The organism is Enterobacter cloacae complex sp. SHL001 (assembly GCF_049236825.1).
GTDB lineage: Bacteria > Pseudomonadota > Gammaproteobacteria > Enterobacterales > Enterobacteriaceae > Enterobacter > Enterobacter hormaechei_C.
The window spans coordinates 715,068-734,851 of record NZ_JBMKIP010000002.1; the positions used below are offsets into that span (position 1 = coordinate 715,068).

General features: G+C 56.9%; 19 protein-coding genes. 5 read left to right on the forward strand and 14 right to left on the reverse strand.

Translation table 11 applies throughout. The annotated features are described in order from the left end of the window. Window positions 1–166: 166 nt before the first annotated feature. A complete protein-coding gene (ydeE, locus tag ACOTYH_RS08885; protein ID WP_045141511.1) occupies window positions 167–1,384 on the forward strand; it encodes an efflux MFS transporter YdeE in 1,218 nt (405 codons plus the stop codon). Window positions 1,385–1,430: 46 nt separating this feature from the next. Here the strand turns inward: ydeE and zinT are convergent, their stop codons facing one another. From zinT to ACOTYH_RS08925, 8 genes are all read right to left on the reverse strand, one after another. Next, complete coding sequence (gene zinT, locus ACOTYH_RS08890; protein WP_017693437.1) at window positions 1,431–2,069, reverse strand: metal-binding protein ZinT; 639 nt, start codon at window positions 2,067–2,069, stop codon at window positions 1,431–1,433. A 52-nt stretch (window positions 2,070–2,121) separates the two neighbouring features. Then, window positions 2,122–2,820 carry an urea ABC transporter ATP-binding subunit UrtE gene (urtE, locus tag ACOTYH_RS08895; RefSeq protein WP_032103021.1) on the reverse strand — a complete coding sequence of 233 codons (699 nt, stop codon included), beginning with the start codon at window positions 2,818–2,820 and terminating at the stop codon, window positions 2,122–2,124. 9 nt (window positions 2,821–2,829) lie between these two features. Next, the gene (gene urtD / locus ACOTYH_RS08900) at window positions 2,830–3,627 is read right to left on the reverse strand and encodes an urea ABC transporter ATP-binding protein UrtD (protein ID WP_058689375.1); all 798 of its coding nucleotides are present in this window, start codon (window positions 3,625–3,627) and stop codon (window positions 2,830–2,832) included. Then, window positions 3,627–4,700 (reverse strand): urea ABC transporter permease subunit UrtC, encoded by a 1,074-nt coding sequence (urtC, locus tag ACOTYH_RS08905; RefSeq protein ID WP_058689374.1) that lies wholly within the window; start codon window positions 4,698–4,700, stop codon window positions 3,627–3,629. Before urtC ends, urtD begins: the two co-directional genes overlap by 1 nt. Next, on the reverse strand, window positions 4,700–6,274 hold the full coding sequence (gene urtB / locus ACOTYH_RS08910) for an urea ABC transporter permease subunit UrtB (RefSeq protein ID WP_421637693.1): 1,575 nt from the start codon (window positions 6,272–6,274) through the stop codon (window positions 4,700–4,702). The genes urtC and urtB overlap by 1 nt, the downstream gene beginning before the upstream one ends. Before the next feature lie 22 nt (window positions 6,275–6,296). Further along, window positions 6,297–7,568 (reverse strand): urea ABC transporter substrate-binding protein, encoded by a 1,272-nt coding sequence (gene urtA, locus ACOTYH_RS08915; protein ID WP_015570544.1) that lies wholly within the window; start codon window positions 7,566–7,568, stop codon window positions 6,297–6,299. Between the two features lie 200 nt (window positions 7,569–7,768). Beyond that, on the reverse strand, window positions 7,769–8,872 hold the full coding sequence (locus ACOTYH_RS08920) for a cobalamin-independent methionine synthase II family protein (protein ID WP_058689373.1): 1,104 nt from the start codon (window positions 8,870–8,872) through the stop codon (window positions 7,769–7,771). Between the two features lie 156 nt (window positions 8,873–9,028). Continuing rightward, on the reverse strand, window positions 9,029–9,439 hold the full coding sequence (locus ACOTYH_RS08925) for a rhodanese-like domain-containing protein (RefSeq protein ID WP_047741290.1): 411 nt from the start codon (window positions 9,437–9,439) through the stop codon (window positions 9,029–9,031). A 73-nt stretch (window positions 9,440–9,512) separates the two neighbouring features. Between ACOTYH_RS08925 and ftrA the strand changes: the two genes are divergently transcribed. Next, a complete protein-coding gene (gene ftrA, locus ACOTYH_RS08930) occupies window positions 9,513–10,511 on the forward strand; it encodes a transcriptional regulator FtrA (protein WP_033487939.1) in 999 nt (332 codons plus the stop codon). A 148-nt stretch (window positions 10,512–10,659) separates the two neighbouring features. On the opposite strand, the gene ACOTYH_RS08935 is transcribed toward ftrA, so the two are convergent. Next, window positions 10,660–11,022 carry a hypothetical protein gene (locus tag ACOTYH_RS08935; RefSeq protein ID WP_015570547.1) on the reverse strand — a complete coding sequence of 121 codons (363 nt, stop codon included), beginning with the start codon at window positions 11,020–11,022 and terminating at the stop codon, window positions 10,660–10,662. 243 nt (window positions 11,023–11,265) lie between these two features. Between ACOTYH_RS08935 and ACOTYH_RS08940 the strand changes: the two genes are divergently transcribed. Continuing rightward, window positions 11,266–11,499: a DUF2554 family protein gene (locus tag ACOTYH_RS08940; RefSeq protein ID WP_015570548.1), complete on the forward strand. Its 234-nt coding sequence runs from the start codon at window positions 11,266–11,268 to the stop codon at window positions 11,497–11,499. On the opposite strand, the gene ACOTYH_RS08945 is transcribed toward ACOTYH_RS08940, so the two are convergent. After that, window positions 11,496–13,460, reverse strand: a complete 1,965-nt coding sequence (locus ACOTYH_RS08945; RefSeq protein WP_015570549.1) for a peptidase U32 family protein — start codon at window positions 13,458–13,460, stop codon at window positions 11,496–11,498. The genes ACOTYH_RS08940 and ACOTYH_RS08945 overlap by 4 nt on opposite strands. Before the next feature lie 80 nt (window positions 13,461–13,540). Further along, on the reverse strand, window positions 13,541–14,068 hold the full coding sequence (locus ACOTYH_RS08950; RefSeq protein ID WP_421637694.1) for a helix-turn-helix domain-containing protein: 528 nt from the start codon (window positions 14,066–14,068) through the stop codon (window positions 13,541–13,543). 71 nt (window positions 14,069–14,139) lie between these two features. On the opposite strand from ACOTYH_RS08950, the gene ACOTYH_RS08955 reads away from it, so the two are divergent. Then, window positions 14,140–15,327, forward strand: coding sequence for a benzoate/H(+) symporter BenE family transporter (locus ACOTYH_RS08955; RefSeq protein WP_368766763.1), 1,188 nt, complete (start codon window positions 14,140–14,142; stop codon window positions 15,325–15,327). On the opposite strand, the gene ACOTYH_RS08960 is transcribed toward ACOTYH_RS08955, so the two are convergent. Then, the gene (locus ACOTYH_RS08960; RefSeq protein ID WP_006810606.1) at window positions 15,307–16,179 is read right to left on the reverse strand and encodes a helix-turn-helix domain-containing protein; all 873 of its coding nucleotides are present in this window, start codon (window positions 16,177–16,179) and stop codon (window positions 15,307–15,309) included. The genes ACOTYH_RS08955 and ACOTYH_RS08960 overlap by 21 nt on opposite strands. Window positions 16,180–16,353: 174 nt before the next feature. Here ACOTYH_RS08960 and ACOTYH_RS08965 point away from each other — a divergent pair, with 174 nt between their 5' ends. After that, window positions 16,354–17,250, forward strand: a complete 897-nt coding sequence (locus ACOTYH_RS08965) for a DMT family transporter (protein ID WP_421637695.1) — start codon at window positions 16,354–16,356, stop codon at window positions 17,248–17,250. A 34-nt stretch (window positions 17,251–17,284) separates the two neighbouring features. Here ACOTYH_RS08965 and ACOTYH_RS08970 read toward each other — a convergent pair whose 3' ends face one another. Both ACOTYH_RS08970 and ACOTYH_RS08975 read right to left on the reverse strand, forming a co-directional pair. After that, a complete protein-coding gene (locus tag ACOTYH_RS08970; RefSeq protein WP_111962067.1) occupies window positions 17,285–17,959 on the reverse strand; it encodes a DUF3313 domain-containing protein in 675 nt (224 codons plus the stop codon). Window positions 17,960–18,093: 134 nt separating this feature from the next. Beyond that, window positions 18,094–19,689 carry an ABC transporter substrate-binding protein gene (locus ACOTYH_RS08975; protein WP_045348280.1) on the reverse strand — a complete coding sequence of 532 codons (1,596 nt, stop codon included), beginning with the start codon at window positions 19,687–19,689 and terminating at the stop codon, window positions 18,094–18,096. Window positions 19,690–19,784: the final 95 nt, after the last annotated feature.

Genomic DNA, 19,784 nt, shown 5'->3' on the forward strand with positions numbered 1-19,784 from the left:
GTAAACACTTCAAGGTAACAGAAAAAATAGCCCCGCGAGAAGATCATTAATTCTGGTACTGGAGAGAAGCACCTGCGGATAAATTGGGTGCTATACAAGCTGCCGATCCCATGATAATCCTGTAATAACACAACAAAAAAAGCATAAGCATTTGTCGGGCAGGAAAATGAAACCATCAATCAGGCGCTCAACCGCAGCGCTGCTGGCATCGTCATTGTTATTAACAATTGGCCGCGGGGCAACGCTGCCCTTTATGACCATATATCTCACACGCGTGTACGATATGAGCGTGGAGAATATTGGCTATGCCCTTACCGTGGCGTTGACCATCGGCGTGGTGTTTAGCCTGGGGTTTGGCATCCTGGCGGATAAGTTCGACAAAAAACGCTATATGCTGATCGCCATCGTGGCCTTTATCGCCGGGTTTGTGGCGATTCCGCTGGTGAATAACGTGATGCTGGTGGTGCTGTTCTTTGCCCTGATTAACTGCGCCTATTCCGTCTTCTCAACGGTGCTGAAAGCATGGTTTGCCGACGTGCTGACCTCCAGCGAAAAGGCGCGCGTTTTCTCACTCAACTACAGTTTCCTGAACATTGGCTGGACGATCGGGCCGCCGATCGGCACCCTGCTGGTGATGTACAGCCTGCAACTGCCGTTCTGGCTGGCCGCCTTCTGCGCCGCACTGCCGCTCGGGTTTATCCATTTCTTTGTGCAGAAAAGCATAGCCTCAGACAGCCCTGAGGAGAAAATGCCGTGGCAGCCCTCGGTGCTGCTGAAAGACCGGGCGCTGTTCTGGTACACGCTCTCCGGCCTGCTGGCGTCGTATGTGGGTGGATCGTTCGCCACCTGCATTTCCCAGTATGTCCTCGCCGCACATGCGGACAGTGATTTCGCAGAAAAGGTGGTGGCAGTTGTGCTGCCTGTCAACGCGGCGGTGGTCGTCACCCTGCAATACGCGCTTGGACGTAAGATCACCGCCAGCAATATTCGTCCGTTAATGACCGCCGCGACGCTTTTTTTCATCCTCGGGCTGGGCGGGTTTATGCTTTCCGGCGAGAACCTGATTTACTGGGGGATCGCGGCGGCGATTTTCACCCTGGGTGAAATTATTTATGCACCGGGTGAATACATGCTGATCGACAATATCGCCCCGCCGGGCATGAAGGCGAGCTATTTCTCCGCCCAGGCGCTAGGCTGGCTCGGCGCGGCGGCGAACCCGATGATCACCGGGCTCATCCTGACCCATCTGCCGCACTGGTCATTATTTATCATTATGATGGCCGCCATCATTGCGGCCTGGCTGATGATATTGCGCGGGATGCGCGTGAAAAGTGAAGATAGCGTGTCGGGTGGCGCTGCGCTTACCCGACCGACAAAACCCTAATCGTAAGCCGGGTAAGGCGAAGCCGTCACCCGGCAAAACCAACACCCTAGTGGTGCAACATCTCCTCCACTACCTGCTCTTTGTACATCTCATTCGGGTAGTAGGTCGGCCAGTTATCCATCTCTTTCAGCAGCGCCTCGTGGGAGGTGTTGCCCATAAAGATATGGAAGTGTGAAGAGGCTTTCGGCCCGATGATATGGTCGCTGAACTGCACAAACTTAGGCGCCTGGCTCGCGTTATCCTTGCATTCAAACAGGTAGCGCACGCCTTTTTTCCCCGACGCATAGGTCAGAATTTTGTAGCCGCTGTAGTCGTAGCGGCAGCTGCTCACCGTTTTGCCTCGGTGGAATTCCATCACGTTGTTTTCAATGCCGATGGCGTCCACGTCCGTCGCGTACCCCTTACGGTAGTAGGCCTTCACCTCGGCAGCGGATTTTTCTCCCTTCTGCGCTTTCTTTTCGAAAACCGGATCCAGCGAACCATCAAGCAGGAACGGATAAACGGACTGCCAGGTCCCGTCCCAGTCAGACAGCTTCCTGTCCCTGACGTCTTTATCCTCAAAGACGCCGTTTGCCGCCTTCTGTTCCGCCTCTGTCATCTGATGACCGTGCGAATGGGCAAAAAGCGAGCCGCTTACCAGCAGCGTTCCCAGAGTCAGCGCAATTTTTGCAAGTTGTGCAGCCACAGCAAAATCCTCATTCCGTTTCATAAGAATGAGGATGTTATATTATAACATTTCAGATCGCAACCAGCCCGCGAACGCCCTCCTGCTCCATGTTCTCCCCGCGCCCCTGCTGGACGATGCTGCCGCGCGACATCACCAGATAGCTGTCGGCCAGCTCTGCCGCAAAATCATAAAACTGCTCCACCAGCAGGATGGCCATATCCCCCCGGTTCGCCAGGCTGCGGATCACCTGCCCAATCTCTTTAATCACCGACGGCTGAATACCTTCCGTGGGTTCATCCAGAATCAGTAACCGTGGACGGCTCGCCAGCGCGCGACCTATCGCCAGCTGCTGCTGCTGACCACCGGAAAGATCGCCTCCGCGTCGGTGCTTCATCTCCTTCAGCACCGGGAAAAGCTGCCAAATCTCCTCCGGTACGCTCCTTGCGTTTCCCGCGGAGAAGCGTGACAGCCCCATCAGCAGGTTTTCTTCTACGGTCAGACGCGGAAAAATCTCCCGCCCCTGCGGAACATAGGCCACGCCGGACTGCACCCGCTGGTGCGGTTTACTGTGAGTGATGCTCTTTCCCTGCCAGACCACCTCCCCGCCTTTCACCGGGATCAGCCCCATCAGGCACCTCAGCAGCGTGGTTTTGCCCACCCCGTTGCGCCCCAGCAGGCAGGTAACTTCCCCGACGACCGCCTCAAAGCTCACCCCGCGCAGAATATGACTTCCGCCGTAGTACTGATTCAGTTCGCTAACCTGTAACATCACCTCTCCTTAACGTCCCAGATAGACGTCAATTACCTGTTCATTGGCCTGTACCTCGCGAAGCGAACCTTCCGCCAGTACCCGCCCCTGATGCAGCACCGTGACGTGGTCGGCGATGGTCTCGACGAAGCCCATATCGTGCTCAACCACCATCAGCGAATGCTTGCCTGCCAGGGTGCGGAACAGCTCGGCAGTGTATTCCGTCTCTGCGTCAGTCATACCGGCAGCGGGTTCGTCCAGCAGTAACAGGTGCGGGTCCTGCACCAGCAGCATGCCGATCTCCAGAAACTGCTTCTGTCCGTGGGAAAGCAGCCCGGCACGGCGATCGCGCTCGCTGCCAAGCCGCAGCAAAACCAGCATCTCATCAATGCGGTCGCGCTGCTCGCCGCTGAGCGTGGCCCGCAGGCTCGCCCAGACGGCCCTGTCGGCTTTCATGGCGATTTCGAGGTTTTCCCCTACGGTCAGCGCTTCAAACACGGTCGGCTTCTGGAACTTACGGCCAATGCCCTGACGGGCGATGGCCGCCGGTTCCAGGGCAGTCAGATCGATGGACTGATCGTAAATAGCTTTCCCGCTTTTTGGCCGGGTTTTGCCGGTAATCACGTCCATCAGCGTGGTTTTACCGGCGCCATTAGGGCCAATGATGCAGCGCAATTCTCCGACGCCGATGTTCAGCGAGAGATCGGTCAACGCCTGAAAACCGTCGAAACTGACGTTAATGGCCTCGAGCTGCAACACCGGATCGGTCTGCTCGCGGTAACGGTCGCCCGGTAGCTGGCGGGTAAAGAGTCCTTCAGAGGGCTGCATTAATTCTCTCCCTTACGAAACAGACCGAACACGCCGCGCGGTAAAAACAGCGTCACGGCGATGAAAATCAGCCCCAGAAACAGCTGCCAGTACTCCGGCATCGCCACGGTGAAAAAGCTCTTCGCACCGTTGACCAGCGCCGCGCCAATCACCGGGCCCACCAGAGTGCCGCGTCCACCCAGCGCTACCCAGATGGCCGCTTCAATCGAGTTGGTCGGCGACATTTCACCCGGGTTGATAATGCCCACCTGCGGAACGTACAGCGCTCCCGCCAGGCCACACAGCACGGCGGAAAGCGTCCAGACCAGCAGCTTGAAACCGCGCGGATCGTAGCCGCAGAACGTGAGACGGTTTTCCGCATCGCGCACCGCCGTTAAAATGCGGCCAAATTTACTCTTCGCCAGCGCGTAGCCTGTGCCCAGGGCCAGAAGCAGCAGCACGACCGTTGCGAGAAACAGCACGATCCGCGTGGTGGTCGCCGTGACGGAAAACCCGAGCAGCGTGGTAAAGCCGGTAAAGCCGTTATTGCCGCCAAAGCCGGTTTCGTTGCGAAAGAACAGCAGCATGCCCGCGTAGGTCAGCGCCTGGGTCATGATGGAGAAATAGACCCCTTTGATCTTCGAGCGAAAAGCAAACCAGCCGAAGACCAGCGCCAGCAGGCCGGGGATCGTCACAATTAACACCAGAGCCCATGCAAAATGCTGCGTTCCCCACCAGAACCAGGGCAGCTCGCTCCACGAGAGAAACGACATAAACGCGGGCAGCCCGTCCCCGGCCGCCTGGCGCATCAGGTACATGCCCATCGCATAGCCGCCCAGGGCGAAGAATATGCCGTGCCCCAGTGAGAGCATACCGGCATAGCCCCAGACCAGATCGAGGGCCACGGCGACAACTGCGTAGCAGAGGATCTTGCCGATGAGCGTCAACATCCACGTAGAAACGGCCAGCGGATGCGTTGCGGGCAACAGCGCGAGAAAAGGCAGCACCAGCAGCGCCGCAACCAGCAGACTGCCGAAGATTTGCGTGGAGCGCGGTGCCCTGCGCGCCAGTGTTAAGGTCAATGGCTGGCTCATCAGTCTGTCACCCTCCCTTTAAGTGCGAATAACCCCTGCGGACGTTTCTGAATAAACAGAATGATCGCCACCAGAATCAGGATTTTGCCCAGCACGGCGCCCATCTGCGGTTCAAGAATTTTATTGAAGATCCCCAGACCAAAGGCCGCCGCGACGCTACCGGCCAGTTGGCCGACGCCGCCGAGCACCACCACCAGGAACGAATCAATGATGTATCCCTGGCCCAGCTCCGGTCCCACGTTCCCCAATTGGGACAATGCCACGCCGCCCAGCCCGGCAATGCCGGACCCGAGGCCAAACGCCAGCATATCTACCCGTCCAGTGGGGACGCCGCAGCAGGCCGCCATGCTGCGGTTTTGCGTCACCGCCCGCACGTTCAGCCCCAGACGCGTTTTATTCAGAATGAGCCAGGTGAAGAACAGCACCATCAGCACAAACCCGAGCACCACAATGCGGTTCCACGGTAGCGTCAGGTTGGCGAAAACCTGCACCCCGCCGGACAGCCAGGCCGGGTTTGCGACCTCAAGGTTCTGGGCGCCAAAGGTCATGCGCACCAGTTGGATAAGCATCAGGCTGATCCCCCAGGTGGCGAGCAGGGTTTCCAGCGGGCGGCCATACAGATGGCGGATCACCGTGCGCTCCAGCACCATCCCGATACCTGCCGTCAGGCAAAACGCCACCGGCAGCGCCACCACCGGATAAAGCGCCAGCCACTGAGGCATCCACTGCGCCATCACCTGCTGCACCATCCAGGTGGCATACGCCCCGAGCATCAGCATTTCGCCGTGGGCCATGTTAATCACCCCCAGCAGACCATAGGTGATAGCCAGCCCGAGCGCGGCCAGCAAGAGTACCGATCCCAACGACAGGCCCATGATGGCCTGCCCCAGCAGTTCGCCCCACATCAGCCGGTGCTGAATACGGTCCAGGCTCTCAGCGGCGGCGGCACGTACCCGTGCGTCCGGCTCGGTTTGCGCCCGGGTGAACGGCGTCAGCGTGGCCTGAACATCCGGATCGTCAGACTGTCCCAACAGTTCAACCGCGTTGAGGCGCGTTTCCGCCTGCGAACTCGCCAGCTGAAGATTTGCCAGCGCCAGCCTCAGTGACTGTCGGGTGACGTCATCCGTTTCGCGGTTAGCCCGCTGTTGCAGAAACCCGAGCATATCCGGTTGGGCGTCACGCTGAAGTTGCCGCGCGGCATGACGCCTTTCGGTGACACTGTCACTGACAAGCTGATGCGTCGCCAGCGCCGTGACGGTTAACACGCGCAGCCGGTTGGTCAGCCGCACGGCTTTGGTCGTTCCTTCGGCGCTCTTTGCCGCGCCCAGGGCAACCATTTCGCCGTCGATGCGGGTAAAAGCCTTCTTCTGGCTGTCGGTGTAGAGGTTCTCCTGTTGCAGCGCTTTAAGCAGCGGCAAACGTGCAGGTTCCGGCGTGGCTGCCCAGCGGGTCAGCATGGCGGTCTGCTGGCTGCGGCTAGCGGCAACGAAATCATCGGCATCCGATGCCTGCACCATCCCTGGCAGCAGTACGGTAAGCCACACAATCGCAATAATTATGCGCATGGCGTTCATGACGTCTCTCCCTGGTGGTGGCTTAGTTGCTGGCGGTTTTCATCGGCTGGTCAGGTTTTTTGTCATTCCCGGCGATAAACGGGCTCCACGGCTGAGCGCGTACCGGCTGTTCGGTTTGCCAGACGACATTGAACTGGCCGTTGCCTTCGATTTCACCAATCATGACGGGCTTATGCAGGTGGTGGTTGGTGGCATCCATGGTCAGCGTAAAGCCGGACGGCGCGTTGAACGACTGGCCCGCCATTGCCGCGCGCACTTTGTCCACGTCGGTTGTCCCCGCTTTTTCAACCGCCTGCGCCCACATATGCAGGCCGACATAGGTCGCTTCCATCGGATCGTTGGTGACGACGGTATCGGCATTCGGCAGCTTATGGGCTTTCGCGTAGGCTTTGTAGGCCGCGACAAAGGTCTGGTTGGTCGGGTTATCGACGGATTCAAAGTAGTTCCACGCCGCCAGGTTACCCACCAGCGGTTTGGTATCAATGCCGCGCAGTTCTTCCTCGCCCACCGAGAACGCCACCACCGGCACGTCCGTGGCTTTCAGCCCCTGGTTCGCCAGCTCTTTATAGAAAGGCACGTTGGAATCACCGTTGATGGTTGAGACCACCGCCGTTTTACCGCCCGCGGAGAATTTCTTGATACTGGCGACGATGGTCTGGTAATCGCTATGACCAAACGGGGTGTAGACCTCTTCAATATCTTTATCTTCCACGCCTTTCGAGTGCAGGAAGGCGCGCAGGATCTTGTTCGTGGTGCGCGGGTAAACGTAGTCCGTTCCCAGCAGGAAGAAGCGTTTCGCGCTGCCGCCGTCCTCGCTCATCAGGTACTCCACCGCCGGGATCGCCTGCTGGTTTGGCGCCGCGCCGGTATAGAAGACGTTAGGTGACATCTCTTCACCTTCATACTGCACCGGATAGAACAGCAAACCGTTCAGCTCCTCAAAAACCGGCAGAACTGATTTACGCGATACGGAGGTCCAGCAGCCAAACACCACGGCGACCTTATCCTGGCTCAGAAGCTGGCGGGCCTTTTCTGCAAACAGCGGCCAGTTGGATGCCGGGTCAACCACCACCGGCTCCAGCTTTTTCCCGAGCACGCCGCCTTTAGCGTTGATTTCGTCGATGGTCATCAGGGCGACATCTTTCAGGGGCGTTTCTGAAATGGCCATCGTGCCGGAGAGTGAGTGCATGATCCCGACTTTAATGGTCTCTGCGGCCTGGACGCCAAAACTGACCCCCATGGCGACCACGGAGGCGGACAAGGCGAACGCTTTTATAAAGGTACGACGGTGCATATTTTCACTCCTGAAAAAGAAAGCTGTGCGAAGACGTCCGTTACCGCCCGGACGCAGAAAAAGTAACGTCAGTTTCAGGAGAGCAAAAAGGGTGCCAGGTTGCAGAGGCAGGATTTAAACGGGTTCGAAGAGAGGATCTACGGGAAACGACTCAGAATGGTACAGCGCTGCACTGTAATAATGCAGCGCTGTGAACGATGTTACCAGACGTCGCTGGCGATTTGCGTCACCAGGCGAACTTTATCCCACTGCTGGGCTTCGCTCAGGCTGTTACCCTCTTCCGTGGAGGCAAATCCGCACTGTGGGCTGAGGCAAATCTGCTCTTTCGCCACGTAGCGCGCGGCCTCTTCCAGACGCGCTTTCACCCCTTCCGGGTTCTCCAGTTCACCGTGCTTGGTGGTGATTAGCCCCAGAACCACCTGCTGTTTACCCGGGCGCACAAAACGCAGTGGCGCAAAGTCGCCGCTACGGTCGTTGTCGTACTCCAGGAAGAACGCGTCGACGTTCACCGTACCGAACAGCACCTCCGCCACCGGCTCATAGCCGCCTTCGGAAATCCAGGTTGAGCGGAAGTTGCCGCGGCAGACGTGTAGCCCGATGGTCAGATCGTCCGGTTTGCCCTCCAGCGCCTTATTCAGCACCCGGGCATAGGTTCGGGCAAGTTCGTCTGCATCATCACCGCGCTCGCGGATCTGCCGGCGCTGGTCTTCTGAACAAAGGTAGGCCCAGACGGTGTCATCCAGTTGCAGATAGCGGCAGCCTGCATCGTAAAAGGCCCGAATGGCATCGTGCCAGGTGGTCGCCAGATCGTCAAAGTAATCTTTCAGATCCGGGTATACCGTGGCATCAATATCCTTGCGGCCACCGCGGAAGTGCAGCACGCTCGGGCTCGGAATGGTCATCTTCGGCTGTGCGTTACCGCTGATGCTTTTGAGGTAGCGGAAATCTTCCAGCATAGGATGATCGCCGAAGCCCAGTTTGCCCGTAACGCGCACGCCATGGGCTTTGGTCTGCACCCCGTTGAACTGAATGCCCTGCTGCGAATCATAACGCTCTACGCCCTGTAGCCCGTCAAAGAAGTCAAAGTGCCACCAGGCGCGGCGGAATTCACCGTCCGTTACCACATGCAGACCGCAGGCGCACTGCTGCTCGACAACATGGCGAATGGCCTCGTCCTCAACCGCGCGAAGCTGACCGGCATCGATCTCACCGCTGGCAAATTGCAGACGGGCCTGTTTAACAGAATCCGGGCGTAAAAAACTGCCGACTACATCGGCGCGGTACGGGGCGTGGTGTCGCTGCATGGAAATCTCCTCTGTCTGTCGGCGTTAATTGCCCACAGTGATAATTCATCTCTTGAATCTTTAGACTTCTGGATGTCTAAACGTCCTGAAAAGATGTCATACCGGCTCGCCGCCGACAAACGAGAAAATTTCATCTGTGTTGAAATAAATTCATGTTCACAGGGCGGGTGATGAAGATCCTGCAAACGCGAACCGCTCATCTTCCCAGCCGGTGATGCCCCCGAGCATAATCTTGACCGGCAGACCCAGACGCGCCAGCTTTAGCGCCGCCCTGTCCGCCCCGTTGCAGTGCGGGCCTGCACAATAGACGACAAACAGCGTGCCCTCTGGCCACGCTTTCATCCGCTCGGCGGTGATCTGGCTCCAGGGTAAATGCAGCGCGCCGGGCAGATGCCGCCGGGCAAAATGTTCAGGTTTTCCGACAACGTGCAGCAGAACAAAGTCCTGGTCACCGCTGGATACCGCGTGATGGACATCGGCGCAGTCCGTCTCGACGCTCAGACGACGCAGGAAATGCCCCACGGCTTCCTGCGGCTCAGCAGCCGGAAATTCAGTAACATAGCTCATGAATCTTCCTCATTTGTGGTGTTTGTGTTAACACTACTTTATCCCTTAATTCAGCCCATGAATGCGTCCGCCTATGCCAGAAAACAGCAAAAAGATGACAAATTTAAGACATCCCTCGCCGCGCGCGGTCGTGCTGGCATATGACGGTTTATGTACCTTTGAGTTTGGCGTGGCGGTAGAGATCTTTGGCTTGCCGCGCCCGGAGATGGGCGAGGACTGGTATCAGTTCGCCGTGGCGAGCGTGGATGAGGGTGAGCTCCGGGCAACGGGCGGGATCCGTATTCTGGCCGATGGCGATCTGCGTCTGCTGGAGACGGCGGATCTGGTTGTCGTACCCGGCTGGCGAGGGCTGGACGAACCCGTACCCGACGCGCTCTGCCAGGCGCTCCGTGCGGCGCATGCCCGCGGCTGCCAGCTACTCTCAATCTGTTCTGGCGTTTTCGTTCTGGCAGCCTCAGGCCTGCTTGACGGGCGGAAGGCAACCACCCACTGGCGCTACACGCAAGCTCTGAAAGCACGCTATCCCGCTATCACCGTGGTTGAGGATGTGCTGTACCAGGACGAAGGCGATATTCTCACTTCCGCAGGCAGCGCCGCGGGGATTGATCTGTGCCTGCACGTGGTGCGCCGGAATTACGGTATTGAAGCGGCAAACCGCGTGGCGCGTCGGCTGGTGATCCCGCCCCATCGGGACGGCTCGCAAACCCAGCAGCTTAGCCGACCGGTGGCTCAGTTGCGGGAGAGCCAGCGCCTGGGCCAGCTGTTTGATTATCTTCACCAGCATCTGGCCGTTTCCCATACCGTCGAATCGCTGGCCCTGCGGGTGGGTATGAGTCAGCGCACCTTTCTGCGCCGTTTCCAGGACGCGACCGGAACAACGCCCGCGCGCTGGTTATTAACTGCACGATTGCAGCGGGCAAAAGATTACCTCGAAAACAGTCGGCTCAGCATCGACAATATTGCGGAACAAACCGGTTTTGGACAAAGCGGCACGCTGCGCCACCACTTCCGGCAGCAATTTGCGCTTTCGCCCGCGCAATATCGCAAACAATTTTCACAGCCGGTACGATAAACGGGCAAAAAAAAACCGCCATAATCTGGCGGTAAATGCTTGCATGGATAGATTTGTATTTTGGTATCTACGCTCCGGTATTCCATACCGGGATGTGGATCATCTGCAATCTACCACTGTGAGCCTCAACGAAGCATAAACGAATCGATTAACCCGCTTTGGTATTAATTTGCAGATAACGCATCAGCCCCTGCTCTGCACTCTGGCGGGCATCATCATTAATCGCTTCGAGATAAAACGCACGAGAGACCCCATACGGCGCCTGCTCGGATGGGTAAACGGCGAACTGGAAGGTTTTGCCCCTCGCCTTATTGGTACAGCCCAGCTCCCAGCGATCTTCACTTACCTGGGTGCTATTACATTCGACACGGCCGTAATCGCTGGTTAAATACGATCCGACACGGCTTTTTGCTGACTGAATATATTCTGGTTCTTCATTTGAATAGATGCTGGCCGCAGCACCCACCGCAACCACTACGCCCAGAAGTGATAGCACGATTATTTTTTTCATTTATTCGATCCAATCCTTAGCCAGAAAAATCTTATTGTAAATGATTTCCCAATAAATCTAGCTTCTCTTTGCATACCAGAAATGGGAGTTTACAACGGCGATATTGCTTTTAAGAATAGTCTTAAGTGAGTTTTATTGCGACCACAATTTTTGACAGTCTATTTTCTCAAATTTAAACAGTCGAATAATTACTCTATGAAATTATCCCTACGATGACCGTAGCGTATTTTCAGGGGATAAAGGATGTTCAGAAAAGAATTTTCGCTACTGCTGGTGATTAGCGCCCTGTTCTCAGGGCAGATTATGGCGGAGCACAAAGGGCATGAATTTGTGTATGTGAAAAACGCCGACCATCAGCTTCGTCATGAAGCTGACAGCGACGAGTTACGCAGCGCGGCTGAGGAGTCTGCGGAGGGGTTGCGCGAGCACCATGCCTGGCAGAAATCGCGCAAACCGGATACCCACTCTGCGGGTTAGCTGCCTTTACGCTTCGGCAGGGTCTTCATCAAATCGTCAGGGCTGACGGAGGCCACAATGCTTCCCGGCGGCGGCATTTTGAAGATGTGATTCTTCATCTTGCCGATAACGTGCATTTCACACGGACGGCAGTCAAACTTCAGCGTCAGCACTTCATCGCCATTCACCAGCTGCATCGGCGTCGCTTTCCAGCTTTTAATATTGCCTTTCGCCTGTTTCGGACAAAGGTTAAAGGCAAACCGCAGGCAGTGTTTGGTGATCATCACCGGCACATCGCCCTTCTCTTCATGCGCTTCATACGCGGCGTCAATCAGCTGCACGCCGTGACGATGGTAAAACGCACGCGCTTTGTGGTTGTAAACGTTCGCGAGGAACGAGAGATGCGTGTCCGGGTAGACCGGCGCAGGCACCGTTTCGGCCTTACGGCTGCCGCGCGGATAGTTTGCCAGCCGTGCTTCATCCAGCATCTCTGCCGTTTCACGGCGGAACTGGTTCAGCAGGCTGTTCGGAACGAACAGCGCGTCCGGCAGATTCACCTCAATATTGCGCGCGTAATAAATGGTCTGCCCCAGCTTCGCCACGCCATCCTTGAGGTTGCTAAGCGCTTTCTCCGCATTGTTCGCCACCTCGAACAGGCCGTCGAGCGTATGCGTCACGCTGATACCGTCTTCGCAGGTCATGGTCAGGATCAGCTGCTCTTCCCAGCCCCCCAGCGCGATATCCACCGCAATGCGGCGCTCGCTGGAGGTCTTGAGCAAGGCCTGCTGCCAGTTGTGATCCAGGTTACGGTTAAGCGCCGCATTAGGACGGGCTTTGTAGAGATCGGCAGGCATTTCGTTCGGCCAGACGCGATAGCGATTTTCGCCGGTTTTCTCCACCGTATTGGCGCGGAAACCCACTACTTCACGTTTGATCATCACGTTGAGACCATCGCCGTTCGCCAGCGGCTCTGTAACCTGAACGTCAAGATGATCTTTCGCCACTTTCAGCACTTCACCCACCGGTAAACCGATAAACTTCGGTGAATCGAACGCGCCAATATCCCCTTTACGGGCATTCACGAAATAGTCCGTGCTGCCGCGGTGGAAGGTCTTGTCCGTCGACGGAATAAAGAAATGCTCTGTACGACCGGCGGACGCGCGCGCCAGGTCACCGCGATCGTCGATGATGGCATCCAGCATCTGACGATAATGGGCGGTGATATTTTTCACGTAGCTCATGTCCTTGTAGCGCCCTTCAATTTTGAAGGAGCGTACACCGGCATCGATCAGCGCGCCGAGGTTGGCCGTCTGATCGTTATCTTTCATCGACAGCAGGTGTTTTTCGAATGCCACCACGCGGCCCTGATCGTCTTTCAGGGTATAAGGCAGACGGCAGGCCTGAGAGCAGTCGCCCCGGTTAGCGCTGCGCCCCGTCTGGGCGTGAGAGATATTACACTGCCCGGAATACGCCACACACAGCGCACCGTGGATAAAGAATTCAATGGTCGCGTCGGTCGCCTGGTGGATATCGCGGATCTGGTTCAGGTTCAGCTCGCGCGCCAGAACAATCTGCGTAAACCCGACGTCCGAAAGAAACTTCGCCTTCTCAACGGTGCGGATATCGCACTGGGTGCTGGCATGCAGCTCAATCGGCGGGATATCCAGTTCCAGAACGCCCATATCCTGAACGATCAGGGCGTCAACGCCGGTCTGGTAGAGATCGGTAATAAGACGCTGCGCGGGCTCAAGCTCATCATCATGAAGAATGGTGTTCAGGGTCACGAACACCTTCGCCCCGAAACGGTGGGCGAACGGGACCAGCTCGGCAATGTCGCGCAGGCTGTTGCTGGCGTTATGACGGGCACCGAAGCCAGGGCCGCCAATGTAGACGGCATCTGCTCCGTGAAGAATGGCTTCACGGGCAATGGCGGCGTCGCGGGCCGGGCTTAGCAGTTCAAGATGATGGGAGTGCAGGCGCATACTTCGTCGTTATCCGTTATGGTCAAAATGGCGGCTATTGTAGTCAGAAGTCTGTGCCAGTGAAACCGTTTTGCGACGCTTTAGCGGGGATAATGGATCAGAGAGTGAAAATGCACCGTCCGGGCGCTGCTGTTGCGGTACGCGTGCGGTTTATCGCCGGCAAAACGCACGCCGGAATCAGCGTATAGCGTGCGCCAGACACCGTCAATCTGCATGTCCAGCTCACCGCTTATCACCACCACGTGCTCGATCACCCCGGCTACGTGCGGCGTGGACTCACTCAGCGCGCCGGGCGACAGGGTGATGGAGAAATGGTCGAACTTAAGCTGTTCATCCCAGGGGAAAAGCGGTTTCACCACCATCGCCTGCTGCTGCGGATCGAACACCGCCTGCGGTTCGCTTTCTGGAGTGATAAACGCCGAAAAAGGTACGTTCAGCCCGGTGGCGATTTTCCACAAAGTAGAGACCGTCGGGCTGGACTCATTGCGTTCGATTTGCCCAAGCATCGCTTTCGACACGCCCGTCTCTTCCGCCAGTTTCGACAGGCTCCAGCCCCGCGCCTGACGCAGCGCTTTCAGTGTGGTTGCCAGGTGTTGAGTGATATCCATAGTTCCTCCCGTTGCGGCAAAGCATACCACTTGTACGCTATAGCGCACAGTGATACCTTATCCTGGACGTTATAACGCACAACGGAGTATCCATGCGATCGACTGCCTCTCTCTTTCCTGCCGTGCTGGCCGGTTTTGTTGCCGTTCTGGTGGGCTATGCCAGCTCTGCCGCCATTATCTGGCAGGCGGCTGCTGCGGCTGGCGCCAGTACACAGCAAATTGCCGGATGGATGACCGCGCTGGGGCTCGGGATGGGGATCAGCACGCTGGCATTGTCGTGGTGGTATAAAGCCCCCGTGCTGACCGCCTGGTCGACTCCCGGCGCGGCGCTGCTCGCCACCAGCCTGCAAGGCGTGACGCTGGCGGAAACCATCGGGGTATTTATATTCGCGAATGCGCTGATTCTGCTGTGCGGCGTCACTGGCCTGTTTGCCCGGTTGATGAAACTAATCCCGCACTCGCTTGCCGCCGCTATGCTGGCGGGCGTGCTGTTACAGTTTGGCCTGAAGGCATTCAGCAATCTTGAGGGACACATTTTTCTTTGCGGCAGTATGCTGGCCGCCTGGCTGGTGACCAAAGCCGTAGCGCCCCGGTACGCCATTGTCGCCACGCTGCTGGTGGGCGTGTTCGTGGCATGGGCCGGAGGTGACGTTGTCACGAACAGGATGACGTTATCAGTCATCATGCCGGAATTCATTGCCCCTGCGTTCACCATCACCAGCCTGCTCAGCATCGGCTTACCCTTCTTCCTGGTGACCATGGCGTCGCAGAATGCGCCCGGCTTCGCCACCATGCAGGCATCGGGCTATCCGCTGGCGGTCTCACCGCTGATCGTTGCCACCGGCGGGCTGGCACTGCTGTTGTCCCCCTTCGGCGTTTATTCTATATGCATCGCCGCCATCACTGCCGCCATCTGCCAGAGCCCGGACGCCCATCCGGATGCCAGTAAACGCTGGCTGGCCGCGGCGGCGGCAGGCGGGTTTTATCTGCTGGCGGGGGTGTTCGGCGGGTCGATTTCCGGTCTGATGGCCGCACTGCCGCTGAGCGGCATCCAGACGCTGGCCGGGCTGGCCCTGCTCGGCACTATCAGCGGGAGTTTGTATCAGGCACTGAACCATGAAGCAGAACGCGACGCGGCGATCGTTACCTTCCTGATGACCGCCAGCGGCGTCACGCTCCTGGGAATTGGCTCCGCCTTCTGGGGGCTGGTGCTGGGAGGGATCTGTTACGCCGTCTTCTCACGCCTTCGCCGCGCGTAGCTGTGACGGCGTAATGCCGGTCATGCTGCGAAAACGGTTACTGAAATGGCTGGCGGAGTTAAATCCACAGGCCAGCGCGATGTCGGTGAGCGGCGTGGTCGTGTGCTGTACCAGCGCTTTGGCCTTCTCCATGCGGCGCTGCATAACGTACTGATGTGGCGCCAGCCCCATCGACTGGCGGAACATCCGCGCAAAGTGATACTCACTGAGTGCGGCCTGGCCCGCCAGTTCCGCCAGGGTTAAGGGTTGTGCAAGGTTTTCCTCGATAAAGGCCAGCACGTTGCGCAGTACAAACGGTGATAACCCGCCGGTCACTACCGGCAGCTTCCACTGTACGCTGGAGTAGTGCTGGACCAAATGCGTCAGCAATAAGGTCGACGCGGTGCTCAGGGTGAGCTGATTGGCGTTTTGCTGCCAGTCGCAGCCGAGCAAAAACTGGCGATAAAGGGCGGTGATTTTCGGATCGCTGCCGAAGATTTTTTCCTCCAGCGTCAGCGATAGCGGTCGTTTATCCCAGATTTTCTCCCCCACGTCCCGCAGGTGTTCATCGGTGCAGTAGAGGTGCACAAACGACAGGTCGTCACGAATATCCCACGTGGATTCGCTCTCTTCCGGCATCAGACAAAAACGGTCCGGCCCGCCGCCATTTTTCCAGCCACCCGGCGTTTTTTGATAGCTTTCATAGCCATCCGCCACGTACAGGCTAAGGGTGTGATGGTTGCTTTTCACCGTGATCGTGTCGTGCTTGTTGTACCACGCCGCCAGTTGAATGCCAGTATTGAGCGCGACGGTTTCCCGCAGCACTGCATTTTGTTGGCGTAACGTTTCAAAGGTGTCGTAAACGAGAGACATGGCCGTAAACAGGTGATTAATCAGACTGTCAGTCTAAGAAGTGTTGCAGCCTGTTACCAGCCATTGTGCGAGAAAAAAGCGCAAGAATTTGCAAGTCCGGCGCAAGGCGATGAAAGACGGCCCTCCCTTCTTTCGCCACACTGTCGTTTTTCGCGGTATGAGAAGAGAGACACCATGAACGCATTACTCTATGGGCTGGTCGTTGTTATCTGGGGCACGACCTGGATCGCCATTTTTTTACAACAGGGGCCGGTTGCAGCGCCGGTCTCCATTTTCTGGCGCTTCGCCGTGGCCAGCGCCACGATGATGATCATCCTGGTCGCCCTTCGCCGCCTGCGCAGGCTAGCGCTGCGGGATCATCTCTACTGCATGCTTCAGGGCTGCTGCGTTTTCTGTTTCAACTTCTGGTGCTTTTACACCGCCGCCGCCCATATCAATACCGGCCTTGAGTCGGTGATTTTCTCGATGGCCGTACTGTATAACGCCATCAACAGCTTTATCTTCTTCGGCCAGCGCCCACCCGCACGCTTCTGGACGGCGGCAGCGCTGGGGCTTATCGGGATCATTACCCTTTTCTGGAACGATCTGCTCGCCAGCGGCTGGAGCGCGTCGTTGCTTACGGGCATCGGGCTTTCCGCCCTCGGCACCTACGGCTTCTCGCTGGGGAATATGATCAGCATGCGTCATCAGCGAAACGGGCTGGAAACCATGACCACCAACGCCTGGGCGATGCTGTACGGCACCGTCGTGATGGGCTTTATCGCGCTCTTCAGGGGCGATAGCTTTATGCCGGAATGGACGGTGAGCTATATGGGGGCGCTGCTCTATCTTGCGCTGTTTGGCTCGGTGATTGCCTTCGGCGCCTACTTTACGCTGGTAGGCCGCATTGGTCCCGGTAAAGCCGCGTACAGCACGCTGCTGTTCCCGCTGGTGGCGCTGTCGATTTCAACGGTGTACGAGGGTTACGTGTGGCATCTCAACGGGATCGTCGGCCTGCTGTTGATACTGGGCGGGAATATGGTGATGTTTACGAAGCCGGAAACCTGGTTCCGCCGCCTGCGGACAGCATAAAAAAACGGCCTGCGAAAATGCAGGCCATTTTTTATTAATTTGCTGTCTGATGAACATCAAACATGGTGGCATCCGTCGCCATATCATCCACAACCTGCTTCAGGGTGCCGAAGCCCATCGGCGTATTCTCGTTCGCCAGCTCTTTCCCTTCACCTTTACGAACAACTTTAACCACCGGTTTGTTCGTGGCCGCGTCGATCAGCTCACCTTCGAAGAACAGATGCGTATCCATGGTACGATGGCCCGTTGCCATCTGCGTACCCGCAACCAGCAGCGCGACAGGCACCACTTCATAGAACTGCAAACCTTCTTTGTCTGAGCTCACACCCGTAATGGCGCCGCGGAAGATCAGGCTATGTTTGCCCGGCGTCGTCACAATCGGCTTACGCTGGCCAATCGCGGTTTTCAGTTTGGTATTGGTATAATTCAACAGCTCATCAAGCGTTTTTTGCCCAAGTTGAGTGGTCGGTTTTGGCGTCGGATAATAGGTTATCGGGGTCCAGATAATGCTGTCGTAATTCGCCTCATTATAGGACGGGTCAACCCAACGCAGGGTTGGCTTCCCGGTTGCAGATTTCATCTCCTGCAAGCCGGAGTAATCTTTTAAAAAGCCTGAATATTGATCGGGGGCTGCGACTTTTGACGCACAGCCGGAAAGGGCCAACAGACCAGAAAGCACTGCAACTTTAAAAAAAGTGTGAGTACGCATGATGGTATTCCATGTTATCTGCAAGTATGCACTTGAAGTTATAACAAAAAACCGGGCGATGTGTTGTGGCAAAAAATGACGAAGACAGCACAAATAGCGAAAAAACTGCCCGACCGAAACCGGGCAGTGAAAAATTACTCCTTCAGGTCCACTTGCCAGAACAGGTGCTTGCCGAAGGGATCGATTTCATAGCCCGTGACCTCTTTACGGACTGGCTCAAAAATCGTCGAGTGGGCAATCATTACCGCCGGCATTTGATCGTGCATCATCTGCTGCGCCTGCTTGTACAGCGCCACGCGTTTTTCGCGATCGGTTATCGATTTAGCTTCGGCAATCAGGTTATCAAACGGCTTATAGCACCATTTGGCCGAGTTCGACCCGCCGTTGGCGGACGTACAGGTAAACAGCGGGCCGAAGAAGTTATCCGGATCGCCCGTCGCCGTTGTCCAGCCCATCAGTGCGGCCTGATGCTCCCCGCCCTTCACGCGCTTCAGGTATTCGCCCCATTCGTAGGTCACGATTTTGGTCTGCACGCCCACTTTCGCCCAGTCCGCCTGGATCATCTCCGCCATACGCTTCGCGTTCGGGTTATACGGCCGCTGCACGGGCATGGCCCACAGATCGATGCTTACGCCGTTGGCAAATCCCGCCTCCTTTAGCAGCGCTTTCGCTTTTTCTGGATCGTAATCATAGTCTTTCAGCTCGCTGTCGGCACTCCAGACGCCAGGCGGCAGCAGGTTTTTCGCCGCCGTGCCGGTGCCGTGGAACACCGCCTCAATGATGGCCGGTTTGTTAATCGCCATCGCCAGCGCCTGGCGCACTTTTACGTTATCCAGCGGCGGCTTTTGCGTGTTAAACGCCAGGAAACCGGTATTCAGACCGGCCTTGCTCATCAGGTTGATGTCTTTGTTAGCCTTCATACGCGGCAGGTCCGCCGGATTCGGGAACGGCATCACCTGGCACTCATTCTTCTCGACTTTGGCAAAACGCACCGAGGCGTCCGGCGTGATGGTGAACACCAGACGATCCAGCTTCGATTTTCCCTGCCAGTAGTCAGGGAAAGCGGTGAAGAGGATGCGGGAATCCTTCTGATATTGCGCCAGCTTAAACGGCCCGGTGCCAATCGGCTGCATATCGACCTTTTCTGGCGTGCCCGCTTTCAGCATGGCATCGGCATACTCCGCCGACAGAATGGAGGCAAAGTACCACGCCAGATCAGCGACAAACGGCGCTTCCGGATGCGCCAGGGTGAAGCGCACGGTGCGATCGTCAACTTTATCAATGGCGGTAATCAGACTGCCGAACTCCAGACTTTCGAAGTTGGAATAACTGCCGTTGGAGACGTTATGGTAGGGATGATTCACATCCTTCTGGCGCATAAACGAGAAAATCACGTCGTCCGCGTTGAAGTCGCGCGTCGGCGTGAACAGCTTATTACTGTGGAATTTCACCCCCTTGCGCAGGTGGAAGGTATAGATCTTGCCATCGTCGCTTACCTCCCAGCTTTCCGCCAGGCTCGGCACCAGTTCGGTAGTGCCCGGTTTGAAATCGACCAGACGGTTATAAACCGGTACGGCGCTGGCGTCCACGCTGGTCCCCGACGTATAGAGCTGAGGATTGAAATTTTCCGGCGATCCTTCGGAGCAATACACCAGCGTTTTTGCCGCGACGGTGGAACTGACCGTCAGCGCAGCAAGCGCCAGCGTTATCATTGTGAATGTGCTTTTCATCATTTATTCCTGTCTTTTTAATTCGACGGCTAATTACTTCTTTTGCCATTTCATAAATAACATTAAAGTGATGGCGCAAACACATGAAAAATAAA

Coding starts and splice junctions, on each gene's coding strand:
- urtD (WP_058689375.1), bottom strand. CDS start 3,627: ATGCAGCCCTCTGAAGGACTCTTTACCCGCCAGCTACCGGGCGACCGT.
- ACOTYH_RS08945 (WP_015570549.1), bottom strand. CDS start 13,460: ATGCGCCTGCACTCCCATCATCTTGAACTGCTAAGCCCGGCCCGCGAC.
- ACOTYH_RS08960 (WP_006810606.1), bottom strand. CDS start 16,179: ATGTCTCTCGTTTACGACACCTTTGAAACGTTACGCCAACAAAATGCA.
- ACOTYH_RS08970 (WP_111962067.1), bottom strand. CDS start 17,959: ATGCGTACTCACACTTTTTTTAAAGTTGCAGTGCTTTCTGGTCTGTTG.
- urtE (WP_032103021.1), bottom strand. CDS start 2,820: ATGTTACAGGTTAGCGAACTGAATCAGTACTACGGCGGAAGTCATATT.
- urtA (WP_015570544.1), bottom strand. CDS start 7,568: ATGCACCGTCGTACCTTTATAAAAGCGTTCGCCTTGTCCGCCTCCGTG.
- ydeE (WP_045141511.1), top strand. CDS start 167: ATGAAACCATCAATCAGGCGCTCAACCGCAGCGCTGCTGGCATCGTCA.
- ACOTYH_RS08950 (WP_421637694.1), bottom strand. CDS start 14,068: ATGGATATCACTCAACACCTGGCAACCACACTGAAAGCGCTGCGTCAG.
- ACOTYH_RS08940 (WP_015570548.1), top strand. CDS start 11,266: ATGTTCAGAAAAGAATTTTCGCTACTGCTGGTGATTAGCGCCCTGTTC.
- urtC (WP_058689374.1), bottom strand. CDS start 4,700: ATGAGCCAGCCATTGACCTTAACACTGGCGCGCAGGGCACCGCGCTCC.
- ACOTYH_RS08925 (WP_047741290.1), bottom strand. CDS start 9,439: ATGAGCTATGTTACTGAATTTCCGGCTGCTGAGCCGCAGGAAGCCGTG.
- ACOTYH_RS08975 (WP_045348280.1), bottom strand. CDS start 19,689: ATGAAAAGCACATTCACAATGATAACGCTGGCGCTTGCTGCGCTGACG.
- ACOTYH_RS08965 (WP_421637695.1), top strand. CDS start 16,354: ATGAACGCATTACTCTATGGGCTGGTCGTTGTTATCTGGGGCACGACC.
- ACOTYH_RS08920 (WP_058689373.1), bottom strand. CDS start 8,872: ATGCAGCGACACCACGCCCCGTACCGCGCCGATGTAGTCGGCAGTTTT.
- ftrA (WP_033487939.1), top strand. CDS start 9,513: ATGCCAGAAAACAGCAAAAAGATGACAAATTTAAGACATCCCTCGCCG.
- urtB (WP_421637693.1), bottom strand. CDS start 6,274: ATGAACGCCATGCGCATAATTATTGCGATTGTGTGGCTTACCGTACTG.
- ACOTYH_RS08935 (WP_015570547.1), bottom strand. CDS start 11,022: ATGAAAAAAATAATCGTGCTATCACTTCTGGGCGTAGTGGTTGCGGTG.